The following is a 15954-nucleotide window of genomic DNA, read 5'->3' on the forward strand; positions in this document are numbered from 1 at the left end:
ATTAAACAAACATGGCAAAATTCGTATTCGTTGTTCCTCCTTTAACCGGCCATATTAACCCTACACTAAGCATGGGTACTGCCTTGCTCGAAAGAGGCCATCGTGTAGCATGGATTACTTTAGATCAATCATTGGGCAACAAACTTCCTGTTGGCGGTGAATTGCTTGTGATTAGTTACGACCAGAACGACCAGCAGAAAAAAGATTCAGAAAAATACCTGGATATCATCACCAAAAAAATTGTTTATGGTATCGATAGCATCAAATTTCTGTACGAGGAAGTATTGATCCCACTTAACCGGCACAGTTATGAAGGCATTGCCGATCTACTTGATCAGTTTAAGCCCGATTTGGTGATTACTGATCATCAGATGTTTGCCGGTGCCATAGCAGCCACCAACAAAAATTATCCCTATGTTACTTCGGTTACCGCTCCTGCAGCCATAAAAGTAATGGATGAGTTGCCAAAGGTGCACGAATGGGAAGTAAACCAGATTGTGGAGTTGCAAAAAGAATTTGGCATTATGGCAAGTAGTTCTATTGCCTGTTCCGATCTGGCTACACTGGTATTCACCTCTCGTGATTTTTTCGGGGAAATGGATTTACCGGAACATTTTAAATTTGTAGGGCCCGTTTTTAACCGGCGTAAAACCTCCATTCGTTTTCGGTGGGAGGCATTCCATACCAGCCAGCCCAAAATATTGGTTAGTATTGGCACCACCTTCGATCATGAACATAAAAAAGCTTTTTTCGCAAAGGTAATCGAAGCCTTTGCCCATGAAGACCTGCATGTGGTGGTGGTTTCCGATCCGGATTTATTTGAAAAATGGCCCGCGAATTTTACGGTGCAGCGCCAGGTACCACAATTAGAACTTTTACCACACCTGGATACCGTAGTTTGCCATGGCGGACACAATACCGTTTGTGAAACTTTAATGAATGGCCTGCCCATGGTCGTTATCCCAATTGCTTACGACCAAAGCCATGTGGCCGGACGTGTTTTCAGGGTTGGTGCGGGAGAGCGCTTAAACTTTAACCGGTTTAAAGCCAGCCACCTTAAAGAAGCAGTAAATAAAGTGCTGCACAACGATAGTTACAAAATTGCTGCAGAACAGATCAAACAATCATTTATCCAGGCTGGCGGAACAGAAAGTGCAGCAGATTTATTGGAAACTTTAAGTAACAGAACCTCAAACATATTCATCAGTTAAATTACATTTTATGTCAAAATTTCTTTTCGTCGTACCGCCTTTCTTTGGCCATATCAGTCCAACCTTAAGTATTGGTGCCAGTTTATTGGCCCGCGGCCATGAAGTAAAATGGCTTGGTATTACTTCGCTTGCTCAGGTACATTTACCCGAGGGCGGCGAATTTATCTATCCGGAAGAAGATCTGATTGAGCATGCAGATGAAATACAACGTATTTTAAAACGGCAGGATGATGGCCCTGCCTGTTCGGGTCCCGAGGTGATGAAACTAGCGCTCGAAGAAACATATGTACCCTTTGCGAAGATGATGATGAAAGGGCTGAACAAGTTTGTTGATAAATGGAAACCCGATGTGATTATTAACGACTGCATTACTTTCGCTGGTGCACTAAGCGCGCATTTAAAAGGCATTCCATCAGTTACCACCACTCCGGTTCCTCCCGATGTGATGGGCGATACCGCCAATAGTGCACCAAAAATATTCGAATGGCAACAAAACCTGATTAAAGGCTTACAAAGAGAAGTAGGCATTTACAGTGACGATATCCACATTCACTCGCACGAGCTGAATATGGTTTTCACTTCTCAGGCCTTTGCAGGTTTTGAAGAAAAACCAGCGCACATGCATTTTGTGGGTCCTGTAAAAGGCAGACCAAATTTAGCACCTTTTGATTGGGAACGTTTAAGCCAGGCTAGAACCCCAAAAATATTTGTTTCATTAGGCACTTTGCTGGTTGATATCCGTGCGGCATTTTTTCAAAAACTCATTACCGCTTTCGAAAACGAACCTGTAACCATAGTTGCGGCAACCAATCCCGATATTTTTGAAAAATGGCCGGACAATTTCATTGTAAATGGCTTTGTGCCTCAATCTGAACTGATGCCATATATGGATGCCGTGATTTGTCACGGAGGTTTCAATACAGTAAACGACACTTTTACCAATGGTTTACCGATGTTGATTACCCCTATCGCCTATGATCATTTCCATACCGCAAAATTAATTGAGCAAGCTGGTTGCGGCATCAGTATCCGTTACAAACGTTTACGCATCAGCGAATTAAGAAATACAGTATTTGAACTTTTAGAAAACCCAAAATATCGCCAGGCAGCACAAAAAATAAAAGAAACATTCATTGCAGCTGGCGGCAATGATAAAGCGGTGCAATTGCTTGAGGATTTTGCCAGAACAACAACATTAGAAGCGGTTTAATCCCAGACCGTTTCGAGCGGAGTGCAATGCAGTCGGGAAATCAATCACGCATAGATCTCTCCATTCCACTGCGTTTCAGTCGAGATGACGAAATGCGTTACAATACTAACCCAAATGAAAAGAAAACTACTATTCGGTGAAAGGATGTTATACGGAGACGGTAAAAGTCCGTTTAATCTCATAATACCTTTCAAAATCAGGGGCGAAATAAAGGAAAGCGATCTGAGGCATGCTTTACATAAAATTCAGAATAAGCATCCTTGGCTAACTGCATCCATAGATTTTGATGAAAATAAAAGGCCGTGGTTTACAACCAATCTTAACGAGCATTTCAAAATCCCAATCCGCATAGTGGAGCGTTTAAGTGACGAACATTGGGAGCAGGAATCTACCTTGGAGTGGAAAACCGTTTTTGATGCTAAAACCGCACCACTTTGCCGCATTACCTGGATAAAAGGAGATGACGTTTCCGAAATCCTGATGGTATACCACCACTGCCTGTGCGATGGCACGGCCACACTTTCTATTTTAGCTGAATTGCTTCAGCTTTTGGATAATCCTGATGCCGATGTTGGCACTGAAATCCCGATTATGGGTATAAAAGATGTAATCCCCAAAAAAGTACTAAACAATTATCGCAACAGAACTAAAAACGTAATGGTAGGCAAAATGGCCACGCTTGCATTATGGCTGATCCCGATTAAAAAAGTAGCCATAGAACGCAAAAAAGATTTTATGCTCCGCTGGAGATTCGATCAGGAATTTACTCAACAGATTATCCAGTTCTGCAAAGCCAATCAGTTTACAGTAAATACATTGCTTAGCACTACTGTTTTAACTGCCTTTAAAGAAATAAGGAAAGAAAAAGCATTCAACAAAATATCGCTTCCGGTAGATATCCGGAACCTCAATCCAATCATAAAAAAAGACCACATATTTGCCTTCGGACTAATGATTGTACTCTCTTTATTACCAGAAAAAGATTTTTTAAAAAGTGTTAAAGCTTTACAAAGGAATGTGAACGATAAATTGGCCAAACTCAATCCATATAGTTTAATGATGATGATGGAAGCTTGCCATCCAGCCTTACAAAAATTCACTAATCTCTTAAAGTATGGAAAATCAAGTAATGATTGTATGTTTTCCAACCTGGGCAAAATTGATATTCCATACCAGTATCAAAACTTTGAAGTTGAAAGCATTTTCAGTCCTTCGGTAATGGGACCATTGGGCAATACCACTACACTGCTTACTTCCACTTACCGCAATCAAATGGACTTTAGCTTTATGGCCAGTGAAGGTTATTTATCGTTAGTAGAAGCAGCTGCCATAAAGGATAAAGTAATTGCTATCCTTAAAGAACACGTTAAAAAACCAACTGCAATTTTAACTGCCACCGCATGAAAAGAAGATTAATTTTAGGAGAAAGAATAATGCATGTAGATGCCAAAACACCATTAAACTGTGTTTTTGGCGCTAGAATTTCAGGAGAAATTAATGAAAATAATTTGCATATGGCCCTGCAAAAAATTCAGCAGAAGCATCCGCTCTTGCGAATGAAGATCGATGCCACAGGCAAAACCCCGTATTTTATGCTGAATGAGAACATCAGCAAAATAACGGTTAGAATTGTAGACCGTTTAACAAATCAGGATTGGTTAACACAATCGAAAATAGAATGGTACAAACTTTTTGATACCCCAAACGAACCTTTAGCCAGATTAGTGTGGTTAAAGGGTGAAATTAGATCAGATCTTTTGCTGGTGCTTCCACACTGTATCTGCGATGGCACTACAATATTAAATTTAATGCGTGAGCTCATGACTTTGATTGATCATCCTGAACAGGAACTCGCACCCTACGCTTCATTTCTTTCCGTTCAGGATCTCTTACCAGAAGATTTTAAGATCACTAGAGCAACCCATTTTAAAGGAAAAATTTTTGCAGCACTTGGCCGCTTATTTTTCTTTTTTAAAGCAACCTCCAACCATCATGTAAACCAGCGCAATTATGCAGTGCATTGGAAAATCAGCACAGATGATACCAAAAAACTATTGGTAAAGTGTAAACAAGAAAATACGACCGTTCATGCGGCCATCTGTGTTGCCTTTATGGAAGCTTTTAAACACATACAAGGCACTAAGGCTCATGGAAAGGTAATTTGTCCGGTTGATATCAGGCGTTTTGTTGAAACCATAAAACAAGATACTATGTTTGCTTTTGCCCCTATTGTAGAATTAAACCTTGATCAGACGGAGAATCATTTTTGGGGAAAAACCAGAAAACTAAAAACCGATCTCGAAGCAAAAGTAGCTGAGATGAAAGTTTATGATCTGTTAAACATGAGCGAATATTTCCACTCATCCATAAATAAGATGATCGGTTTTTTAAAAACAACAAAAGGCACACATGATATTACGCTCAGCAACATGGGCCTTTTAAATATACCCAAAGACTATAAAAACTTTACAATAGAAACCATTTATAGCCCTACAGTTGCTTTTCCATGGAAAAATGCCAACACCCTGGTATGCAGTACTTTTAACGGACAATTGGATTTCTCTTTTATGTCGAATGAAACGTTCCTTCGGGAATTTGAAGCCTGGCAGATTAAAGACAAAGCGATGGAACTGATTAAAGAAAACTTAAACGAAATGGCCAATGTTTGATGCTGTGCAGGATGACGAGCAGACAAAGGTTTCGAACTGGAGGAAGTTTGTGCGTAAAAACCTGCTTTTACACCTCATCCCGAATATGATATTAAATACGATAATACCATATTTTGCTTTTAAAGCGCAAAGTTCAGTACACTTATTCAATGGTGAACAGAACCTGGCCAGATTTTTATTGCCTATGTCGCTATTACTGCCGTTTATGATCACTTTGGATATTTTAAAGAAAATAAAAGCACTGCAACATACCGGTGCCATCAATTGCAAAGAGGAGGTAAAAATTACGGGTTATCCTTTTATTCTGAAAAAGGCAGTACTGAATGGGCTTTATAGCATTGCAATTGTTTTCATTTTAATGGTTATGCTATACTTTTCTTTCCCGCCCGATCACGATTTTGGGATTACACCATCTGCGATATGTGCGGGATTACTGGCAGGTTTATATTCTATTACCTTTTTTTATCTGGCCATCAGGAAGTTTAAGATTGATGCGATTTAATATCCCTAGAAAATATTCTTGTCATTCTGAACGTAGTGAAGAATCTGTTTAATTTTAGTATTATCATTAATAAATATATCAACCTGAGTGCTATTAATAATCTGTTCTGAAGATACGCTACAAACAATTTTCCTTTCTGCCCGTCACCCTGAATTTATTTCAGGGTCTATTTTACAGAAAAGATGCTGACCACACAGTAGACACAAAACAATTGAAAATACTATTTCTACTCGTAAAATAAATCCGATAGCTATCGGATCAGCATGAAGATCGTATATTTACAAATGATTAAAAATTAACCTTCTATTTATTAAGATAATCAAACTCAGTTATTAACTTCATTTAGATATTAATTCACAGCTTGTACTTCATTAGTCATGGATTCTTCGCTGCGCTACCATTGACAGATCCTATAGAAGAATAGTCATTTCGACTGGAAATCTATTGAGACAGATTTAGCTTCGCTGAGCACTTCGTGGTTCTCGGCTGCGTTGCACTTCGCTCAAAATAACGACCGTTAGTATTACCACTACTCCAACCAAACCATCTGTGTAAATGCACCATTGGTGGCAATATCCCAAACCTCTACCCTTACCCATTTACGGCCTTTTAAATCAATCTGCCAGCTAAAATCGCTTTTACCAAATGCCTGCGTTGTATTTAAATTTAGCTGTTTACGGTATACTTTTTTTCCATCACCTGATACAATTTCAGCAAAACTTAATGGGAATGTCCAATTAAGCTGCATATTTATCTTTGCTTTTCCACCATTATTAACTTTCAAAGTCTCGCCTGCACCTTTTCCATCAACATTAAAGCTCGGGATTAATACCTCACCTGTTGAAACGAAAAACTTGCCTTTCTGCATTACATCTAAAACCGGTTGCCAGCCATCAGCATAGTTGGGCAGTTTATCAAGTTGTAAATAATTTACGTTTAAGTGTGCGTACATTTCATTTTGTTCAGTAATGGTAAAGATGTCTGCCTCTGAGATAATATGTTTCTTCAACCCCCAATTGGCCATATCGTCCATCAGATTTAATACCCTTTTACTTAAAGTAGGTAAAGAAAGATCACCCGGAATCGCTTTCCAGGCTGCGCCCATAAAAGTTTCCGATTTAAAAAAATCCTCTTCCTTATATTTATCCGGATAACCTGTTGAAGCTTTTGTTCGGGCATGGGCAGTCCAGGCTAAGCCATGCTCCTGTTCCAGCAATTTGAGCATTTCGGCCTTATCACTTACCCGGTAAACTTTACCGTATTTAGGATTGTTGCTTTCGAAAGGCAGGTCGCTCTTCCTCGCCATGATCCAGTAAATCGGTTTAGGAAAAAATGCCAGCCAATGTCCACCATAAAAATTATTGGCCTCTTCACCCGGTAACAGCAGAAAATTAGGGTCAGACAGCTTTTTAGTTTGTTTAAATAAGGCATCTAATTCCTTTAAACGTGTAGAATCTGGTCCTTTCGGATGGCCGGGCCCATGAAATTCGGCCAGTTTCACAATGTTCAATCCTGCTTTCTTTAATACATCAACAAATTCCGGTTGCTCCGGAATAGGTTTTCCACTTAACACCACATCCGAAATAAACTCATTGTGAAAATGGCTTGCCATGGTTTTATAGCCTGCCAAGGGCACATAAGTATCATTATGGGTAAACTTTTTTACTTCATTTAAAACCACATCTGCTTTCCCTGTGCTCAGCAAGCAGAAAAAATTAAGGCGTTGCTGGGTATTGGGAGGCGCATTAAACCAAGGTACATAACGTTTATCTCCTAAAGGATCCTGACGGATGCCAATCCCAAAATCGGGAACCAGGTTTAAATAATTGCTCCCTTTCCAGGTAAATTTAAGATTAAAAGCTTCATCCAATGGATAAAAATATTGATGTGGGGCAGGAAAAACAGCTAAGCTGCCTCCGGTATTTTCACCGATTACAGTACGATATTTCACCTCCAAATTTTTACTTCCATCAGTTTTAACAGCCTTTTCGGCGTGAAGATCACCTTTTACATCAGACCAGGCTACATTAGACCAGGTCTCTTTTTTGCTTACCAATCCGGCATCGTATAAAATAGCAGTCGAATCTTTTTGGGTAGATACTACAGCAGCTACATTAAACAATGGGCTTCCGTTGTAGAGTGTTATTTCTAAATTACCACTAAAATTTTCAGACTTTAAACCCGCTATCTTAACCACAGTTTGCATACCATGTGTAGAAACACTCGCATTTCCTTTTTCGAATTTGACTAGATTGGTGGTGTATGGTCTGTTAGGAACACGGTCGAAAAACACATCCCAACCTCCACTTTCCGGACTCAATGTACGTTTACCTACCCTCAAAATAAAAACAGGATCAAGATTTGCAGCTACCACTTTAAATGCACCTTTTTTACCCATCTGCAAACTGCTAAAGAGTGGTTTCCCGTTTTCCAGATCAAGAACCATTTTACCAATCGCATTATTGCCAACCGGCCAATTCACAATTACTCCTTTTTGCCTGACATAAACAGTTGCCCCATTAGGTTTAAAAGCTTTTAAATTAACCTGAGCAGATGCATTTATGAAAAATATACAGATAATAATAAAAATTGGAAGGGACTTTTTCATCAGGGATATTTGTTTTCTGGTTAGTAGAGAATAGGCAAGATAATGATTATGAGCAAAATATGTAATTTCAAAATTTGAATCTCCATTATCATAAAAATTTAATTTTCCATTTTAAAAACTTTACGCACTTAAACTTCGTAATAAGAAAGACAAACAAACATTTGACCGTTAAGGAATTAGAATAGTAAAATTAAGGTCGAAATGACTGTTCATAGATTAACCTGGTGCATTCTGTTCATTTTTTATTTTTTTATAAAAAAACTGTTACATTTCCTAACTTAATAAGGATTTTAAATATCAAACACTTTGCATCCAATACTCATCAGAAATAATGTAAAAATACTTGGCGAAGGCAGCCAGGTACTCCTATTTGCCCACGGCTTTGGCTGTGCACAAAACTCATGGAAATATATCACAGATGCTTTCCTAGAAGATTATAAGGTAATCTTATTCGATTATGTAGGCTCTGGTGATTCGGACCTCAGTCAATACAACCAAAAGAAATATGCCACGCTCGAAGGATATGCCTGCGATGTAATTGATATTATACAAGCACTTGATCTGAAGAACATTATATTTATTGGGCACTCGGTTAGTAGTATGATCGGCATGATTGCCGCACTGCAGCTACCAGAAGTGTTTAAAAAATTGGTATTTATCGGACCATCACCCCGCTATTTAAACGATGGTGATTATATCGGCGGATTTAATGCTGAAGATATTGAAACCATTTTTATGCATATCGCCCAAGATTATGTGGCCTGGAGTAAACAATTGGCGCCAATAGTGATGGACAACCCTGATAAACCCGAACTATCTGATTTTTTACAGGAATGTTTTGAAGCCACCGACCCTAGTGTAGCGCTGGCCTTTGCAATGGCTACCTTTAAAGCCGATTACAGAGATAAATTGAAAAACCTCGAAGTACCAAGTCTGACCCTGCAATGTAGAAACGACGTAATCGCTCCATTATCGGTCGGAGAATTTATTCATAAAAATACACCCGAAAATTTTTTGGTCGTTATGAAAGCTAGCGGACATTTCCCCCATATCAGTGCACCCGATGAAACCATCAGGGAAATAAAAGATTTTATCGAAGATGCCGGTCTGAAATCAGCATCAGATCATCTTTATAAGCCACAAGATTTCGCCCACTAGTAGTTAAAACTGAATAATAGAGAAAAAGTACAGGGTATTGATCCAAAAATCAGGTACTTTTTCCCTAACCTTTTCGCAGCATGATGGCAATCAGCTCTACCCAACGTTCCATGTTGTTCTTAATTAAATTAGCTTGAATAAATTACAGACGGGCATTGGATTTTGCCTAAAGGTGTATGATATTACAGTCTAAGCCAATTAACCTCAGTTCGATTAATATTTTTTCGTAATGATTGAATCTTAGCTCGCTTGCCTAGCACGATCGTCATGCTGAATTTATTTTACAAGTAGAAATTTTGTTTTCAATTGTCTTGTAGCTACTACGTGGTCAGCATCTTTCCTGCAAAATAGACCCTGAAATAAATTCAGGGTGACGGCCACCGAATACGAAATGCCAATAATGATTATCCAAACCCACATTATTAATCGAACTCAGGTTATATATAATTAGGTTTGGTTTTCCTTATTCTTTTACAGACAAACATTAAAACCCATCCATCTAATTTATTTTCATAAATTCCCAATCGTTAGCGGCATAATTATTTATAAATATGTTCACCGCGAATCTTCTCCTAACCTATTACCAGAACTGTTCCAGGTCTTCTAAACACATTCTTTTTAGCAATTCCACCTATTTATTAACTGTATCAGAATAAAGTAAAACGCTGAGTAAGCATAGCTACAGGGAATATTCGACCAAATGAATAATGAACAAAATGAATAAAATTTATCTTTGTTGAAATCCGATCCAATTCTCGTCGCGTATATACGCCTGATCATAACTGATAATCACTCATAACGCCTTTAAAATGCGCTTTAGCGGTTTGTCAGATTTACAAAGCAAAAAAATTTATCCTATTATCAATAAAAAATAAAATGAACAAAATCAGAACAATTGCACTTTGCACAGTCGCCGTGCTTTCTATCTACACAGCTAAAGCACAAACCTTTAAAGAGCCAGTTGGCTATAAACTTAAAAATGGCATGAACATTATTATTTCTGAAAATAATAAATCGCCAAAAGCTTATTCAAGCTTTACCTTAGATGCTAATGCATTTAATACTAAAAAGGATGGCGTAGTTGAGTTATTAAATGCCGTACTAAATGAAAATGTGAGCAAAAACGCGAACATCAGTTTTAAAGATAACAGTGGCAAACTGGCTACAGCCAGCGCAGATTTAGAAAAAGATTTGACTGAAATGGCTGCGCTGATCCAGAATGCTACAATTGATCAAAAAACTTTCAATACTGCCAAGGCTAAATTATTAACCAGCATAAAACTACAGGATTACGATTATGATCAAACGGTAAATGAAAATTCGATCAACGCTTTAACCTTAGCCGATGTTAAAAACTTTTACAGCCAGATTTCTCCTGAAAAAACGTTTTTAACCATTGCAGGTGATGTTGAATTAAATACAGCTAAAGCTTCAGCAAAAAAAGCATTTGGCAACTGGAACCGGGCACAAGAACTAATAACAACGGTTACAAAATAATATTAAAATTAAACCTAAGCCCTTTGATTCGTTTCAAAGGGCTTTTTTTATGCCCAAATTGTTACATTTAATCGGTTTTAACCTTCCGTATTCCACTAATCATTCAATATATTCGTTTTAAATAAAAATCATCATTTCCGAAAAGTCGACAGATGAAAAAAACATATACCCTACTCACTTTTATTGCCATTAGTTTTTCGCTACAGGCCCAGGTTGTAGTTAACCGAAATCAGGATATCGAAAAAATGGTTAAGACGGTTAATCCCGATTCGCTTAAATCATATATCAGTAAAATGGTTTCTTTCGGGACCAGAAATACACTCAGCGATACTAAAAGTAAAACAAAAGGGATTGGAGCGGCCAGAAATTGGGTGGTCAATAAGTTTAATCAATTTGCAAAGCAAAGCGATGGCAGGCTTACCGCATGCCTGGATACCATAACATTTAAACCTGATGGCAAAAGAGTAGATAGACTTACACTTTTAGGAAATGCTGTTGCCGTACTAAAGGGCACGGATACAAGCGACAAACGTGTGTATGTAGTAAGCGGACACCTCGATAGCCGTGTTACCGATGTAATGAACAGGACCAGCGATGCACCCGGTGCCAATGATGATGGCAGTGGCGTTGCAGGCGTAATAGAGGCTGCAAGAATTATGAGTCAATATAAATTTCCTGCAACCATCATATTTGTAGCCGTAAGCGGTGAAGAACAATCTTTATTAGGCTCTGGCTTTATGGCCGCAAAAGCAAAAAAAGAAAACTGGAATGTAGATGCCATGTTAAACAATGATATGATTGGCAGTAACAACAGTAGCGAAACGCAAATTATTGATAATACCAGGCTGCGCGTATTTAGTGAGGGTTTACCCAGCTTCGATCTGGATAAAAATGCGAAGAGCATTCGCCAGTTTGGCTTAGAGAATGATGGTAAAAGCCGACAGTTGGCGCGTTATGTTAAAGAAATAGGCGAACGGTATGTAGATCAGTTAGAAGTTAAATTAATTTACAGAAACGACCGGTTTCTGCGTGGCGGAGACCACACCCCATTTGTAGAAAATGGTTTTACGGCCGTACGCATCACCGAAATGAACGAAAACTTCGACCACCAACATCAAGACCTGAGAACAGAAAATGGTGTGCGGTATGGCGATCTGCAGGAATTTATGGATTTCGAATATTTACGCAAAAACACAGGCGTAAATATTGCAGTTTTAGCCAATCTTGCCAAAGCCCCTTCCAGCCCAACCGAAGTAAAAATCGATGTTAAAAACCTGAGCAACGCTACCTTTTTATACTGGAAAGCACCTCTTAATGGTACAGTAAAAGGTTATTATGTATTAATGCGCGAAACCAGCAGCGCTGTTTGGGAAAAGAAATTTTTCACTTCAGCTACTGAATTAAAATTGCCATACAGTAAAGATAATTATTTATTTGCCGTTCAGAGCGTTGGAAATGATGGCAATGAAAGTTTACCTGTGGTACCAGGTATCGGCAGATAATAAAAACATTTGAGGTTTGACTTTGTTTAAATTCAAATTTTAGGCATGAAATTTAAACCGCTGGCTTTTATCATCAATATTGCCATCACGCTGGGTGTTGGTGCACTAGGTGGATGGGCAACCGCTCAATCTGTTAAAACCTGGTATCCAACCTTAAATAAGCCATCTTTTAATCCACCAAACTGGATTTTTGCACCTGTTTGGACTACACTTTACATACTGATTGGCATTGCTGCTTACCTGGTTTGGGTTAGACGCGATAAAATTGTTCATTTCCCCCGAACTGTGGCCATTTACCTCATCCAGCTGATCTTAAATCTTGGCTGGTCTTTCATTTTCTTTTATCTGCATGAGATCGGCTTCGCCCTGGCCGAAATTATTTTACTGTTAATTATCATTATTATCAATGCAAGTATGTTCTATAAGATAACCAAATGGGCGGGTTTACTATTCATCCCCTATATTCTGTGGGTAAGTTTTGCATTATTTTTAACCTACAACATTTTCATTTTGAATTAATTTTAAAAGAAAACCCTATTTTTAGAGAGTGGTAACTTTTAAAAAATATTTGCTTATACTGTTCGTTCTGTGCTATAGCCAGTTGCAGGCGCAAAAGGTAGGTCTTGTGTTTAGCGGTGGTGGTGCAAAAGGATTGTCGCATATTGGTACGTTAAAAGCCCTGGAAGAAAACCACATCCCTATCGATTACATTACCGGCACATCAATGGGTGGCATTGTTGGTGCCATGTATGCCGCAGGTTATAGTCCAAAACAGATTGAGGAGATAGCACTCAGTAGCGATTTTCAGAACTGGGTAAATGGGCGTTATACGAGCGATTACACCTACTATTTCCAGAAAAATGCACCCAATGCCTCTATGCTTACTGCAAAAGTGGCTATTGATACCGGTTTTCATTTTAGTTTCCGCTCAAACCTGATTAATGATATCCCGTTAAACTTTGCCTTTCTTGAGCTTTTCTCGCAAGCTTCTGCCGTTTCTAAAGATAATTTCGACAACCTGTTTGTGCCCTACCGCTGTATGGTGGCTGATGTACTTTCACAAAAAAGCATCACCGTAAGCAAAGGAAGTTTGGCAGAGGCAGTAAGGGCAACCATGACGGTGCCCATTATTTACCGGCCGATTAAATTGGATGGAAAGTATGTTTTTGATGGTGGACTTTATAATAATTTCCCAGCTGATGTAATGGAAAGAGATTTTAAGCCAGATTATATAATTGGTGCCAATGTTTCTTCCAAAACCTATAACGAATACCCTAAAAATATCGACGATCGTTTAATGAACCGCTTTCTGGTGTACATGTTCCTATCCAAATCAGATTCTACCATGATCGGTAAAAACGGTGTTTATATCCAGCCCGATTTAGCTACCTATAGCGTATCTAATTTCGCTCCTGTTGAAGAACTGATCAAAAAAGGATATGATGCAACAATAGCTGATATGCCAAGAATTAAAGCACTAATCAGCAGAAGGGTGAGCGATGAAGAACTGGCACAGAAAAGGAAAAAATTCAATTCGAAAAAACCAGATCTCAAATTCAGCAATATTATTGTAACGGGCGTAAACAGCCAGCAGAAAAAATATGTAGAAAGGCTTTTCAAAAGCGATAAAATGACTTTTAACCTGCAAGATATTAAACGTGGCTATTATAAGCTCGTTGCCGACCAAACTTTTGAAACGGTATATCCTAAAATCTCTTATCAAGCGGCAACAGACAGTTACACTTTTGAGGTAGTGGCACAGCCGAAAAAAAGCTTTAAGCTCGAATTAGGTGGCAATATCTCCACCAGGCCTATCAGTAATGTTTTTTTGGGTGCCCAGTATAATTACCTCAACCGAAAATCGTATACTTTCGGAACAAGCTTTTACTCCGGTCGTTTTTACGAATCGGTTCAGGTAAATGGCCGTGTAGATTACCCAACCAAACTCCCCTTATTTTTCGCTGGAGAGCTCACCTATAATCACTGGAATTTTTATAATACCAGCCAGATCTTTATCGAAAACCCTCGTCCTATTTATATCGAACAATCAGATCGCAAGATTGATCTCATGCTGGGGATGCCCTTAAACTATAACACCAAAATTGTGCTACATGCAACATTCATTAACAATAATGACCGTTACAGCCCTAACAATACCTTTGCCGTAGGCGATCTGTTAGATCAAACTATATTTAATGGTTTCAGAAGCTCATTAAACCTGGAAAAAAATTCGTTGAACAGAAAACAGTATGCCACCAATGGCCAAAGTTTTTCATTAAGTTTTAATTACACCACCGGTCGCGAAAATTACAATCCTGGCAACATTTTCCGTAACACCCCTGGTTTTGTGAAAATTCCGGGCAGTAGCCAACTCCGCCATTGGGCCAGTATTAAACTCACACAGGAGAACTATTTTTTACACCTTAAAAAATATACTTTGGGTTATATTGTGGAAGGTGTATTTTCGAATCAACCCTTATTTAGCAATTATTACGCAACACTTTTAACCGCTCCTGCCTTTTATCCACTGCAAGATAGCCGCTCGCTATTTCTAGATAAATTTAGGGCAACCACCTATGCCGCAGGTGGGATAAAAAACATTTATAATGTTAAAAAAAATCTTGACTTTAGATTGGAAGGTTATTTATTTTTACCACATAAAGAATTTGAACTGAATAATTTTCAGGATATCAATTACGCAAAGGCCATAACAAAATTACGTTATGCAGGTACTGCAGGTCTGGTTTATCACTCGCCGCTGGGCCCGGTTAGCCTAAGTTATAATATATATAATGATGCGATTAAAAGAAATGGTGTATTATTGCATATCGGTTATTTAATTTACAATAAACGTTCTATCGAATGAAACGAATCGTACTCTTGCTTACGCTGTGTTTAACTGGGCTTTTCGGCTTTGCACAAACCGCATCAATCAATAATTTTCTGGTCAAAGAAAATTTGCTTAAAAACAGTAAACTGGCCATTATAGCAGCCGATTCGCTAAATAACCCTAACGAAAATATAAACGGAACCTATACCTTTAGCGTAAGTGGTTTTACACAGGTACTAAAATTTAACGATGGCATCGCTGTACTGCCCTTACCAATAGATAAATCTACCTTTATTTATATTAAACACCAAAACGACGCTGGCACACATAGCAAACTGGTGTATGTGTATAAAAAAGACACTGATTTAAGCCCTTACACCATCAATAGTTTATGGTTATTCATCATCCCTATTTTATTGATTGTAATTGCCTTCGCATTCCGCAAACTCATTATATTTGTGGTAATTATACTCCTGGTATTTGCATATTTTAACCACAGCAACGGACTAAACCTTTCTACCTTTTTCGAAAGTATTTTTGACGGTTTAAAGAACCTTATTTGATGTCTGGAGAGAGTAAATTGCATAAACGGTCGTCATCCTGAACCGAGCCTTAGCGAGCTCACCGAAGGTAATTTATTTCAGGATCTTTCTGATTCGATTGGAATTCATGCTCACGCTCGTTTCCAACGAGTGTAAAAATAACAAATCGTTTTTAACGATTAACTTCAGTGTTTATCACAAAAGGTCTAATGCAATTTCTATTTT

Annotated in this window: 12 protein-coding genes; 11 read left to right on the plus strand and 1 reads right to left on the minus strand. The window is 38.4% G+C overall.

What is annotated here, in order from left to right; all coding sequences use genetic code 11:
- The first annotated feature begins 11 nt into the window (after nucleotides 1–11).
- From OQX63_RS21595 to OQX63_RS21615, 5 genes are all read left to right on the plus strand, one after another.
- Complete coding sequence (locus OQX63_RS21595; RefSeq protein ID WP_265852878.1) at nucleotides 12–1211, plus strand: glycosyltransferase; 1200 nt, start codon at nucleotides 12–14, stop codon at nucleotides 1209–1211.
- A gap of 10 nt (nucleotides 1212–1221) precedes the next feature.
- The gene (locus OQX63_RS21600) at nucleotides 1222–2421 is read left to right on the plus strand and encodes a glycosyltransferase (protein ID WP_265852879.1); all 1200 of its coding nucleotides are present in this window, start codon (nucleotides 1222–1224) and stop codon (nucleotides 2419–2421) included.
- 114 nt (nucleotides 2422–2535) lie between these two features.
- Complete coding sequence (locus tag OQX63_RS21605; protein WP_265852880.1) at nucleotides 2536–3825, plus strand: condensation domain-containing protein; 1290 nt, start codon at nucleotides 2536–2538, stop codon at nucleotides 3823–3825.
- A complete protein-coding gene (locus OQX63_RS21610) occupies nucleotides 3822–5090 on the plus strand; it encodes a condensation domain-containing protein (RefSeq protein WP_265852881.1) in 1269 nt (422 codons plus the stop codon). The genes OQX63_RS21605 and OQX63_RS21610 overlap by 4 nt, the downstream gene beginning before the upstream one ends.
- Nucleotides 5083–5592: a hypothetical protein gene (locus tag OQX63_RS21615; protein ID WP_265852882.1), complete on the plus strand. Its 510-nt coding sequence runs from the start codon at nucleotides 5083–5085 to the stop codon at nucleotides 5590–5592. Before OQX63_RS21610 ends, OQX63_RS21615 begins: the two co-directional genes overlap by 8 nt.
- 529 nt (nucleotides 5593–6121) lie before the next feature.
- Here OQX63_RS21615 and OQX63_RS21620 read toward each other — a convergent pair.
- Nucleotides 6122–8200 carry a hypothetical protein gene (locus tag OQX63_RS21620; RefSeq protein WP_265852883.1) on the minus strand — a complete coding sequence of 693 codons (2079 nt, stop codon included), beginning with the start codon at nucleotides 8198–8200 and terminating at the stop codon, nucleotides 6122–6124.
- 306 nt (nucleotides 8201–8506) lie between these two features.
- Between OQX63_RS21620 and OQX63_RS21625 the strand changes: the two genes are divergently transcribed.
- From OQX63_RS21625 to OQX63_RS21650, 6 genes are all read left to right on the plus strand, one after another.
- A complete protein-coding gene (locus tag OQX63_RS21625; protein WP_265852884.1) occupies nucleotides 8507–9358 on the plus strand; it encodes an alpha/beta fold hydrolase in 852 nt (283 codons plus the stop codon).
- A gap of 876 nt (nucleotides 9359–10234) precedes the next feature.
- Nucleotides 10235–10855 (plus strand): hypothetical protein, encoded by a 621-nt coding sequence (locus tag OQX63_RS21630; protein ID WP_265852885.1) that lies wholly within the window; start codon nucleotides 10235–10237, stop codon nucleotides 10853–10855.
- 152 nt (nucleotides 10856–11007) lie between these two features.
- Nucleotides 11008–12357 carry a M28 family metallopeptidase gene (locus OQX63_RS21635; RefSeq protein WP_265852886.1) on the plus strand — a complete coding sequence of 450 codons (1350 nt, stop codon included), beginning with the start codon at nucleotides 11008–11010 and terminating at the stop codon, nucleotides 12355–12357.
- A 45-nt stretch (nucleotides 12358–12402) separates the two neighbouring features.
- Nucleotides 12403–12876: a TspO/MBR family protein gene (locus OQX63_RS21640; protein WP_265852887.1), complete on the plus strand. Its 474-nt coding sequence runs from the start codon at nucleotides 12403–12405 to the stop codon at nucleotides 12874–12876.
- A gap of 49 nt (nucleotides 12877–12925) precedes the next feature.
- Nucleotides 12926–15223 carry a patatin-like phospholipase family protein gene (locus OQX63_RS21645; RefSeq protein ID WP_265852888.1) on the plus strand — a complete coding sequence of 766 codons (2298 nt, stop codon included), beginning with the start codon at nucleotides 12926–12928 and terminating at the stop codon, nucleotides 15221–15223.
- Nucleotides 15220–15750, plus strand: a complete 531-nt coding sequence (locus OQX63_RS21650) for a hypothetical protein (RefSeq protein WP_265852889.1) — start codon at nucleotides 15220–15222, stop codon at nucleotides 15748–15750. Before OQX63_RS21645 ends, OQX63_RS21650 begins: the two co-directional genes overlap by 4 nt.
- The last annotated feature ends 204 nt before the right edge of the window (nucleotides 15751–15954 follow it).

This window comes from Pedobacter sp. PF22-3 (assembly GCF_026239555.1).
In the GTDB taxonomy this organism is placed as follows: Bacteria; Bacteroidota; Bacteroidia; order Sphingobacteriales; family Sphingobacteriaceae; genus Pedobacter.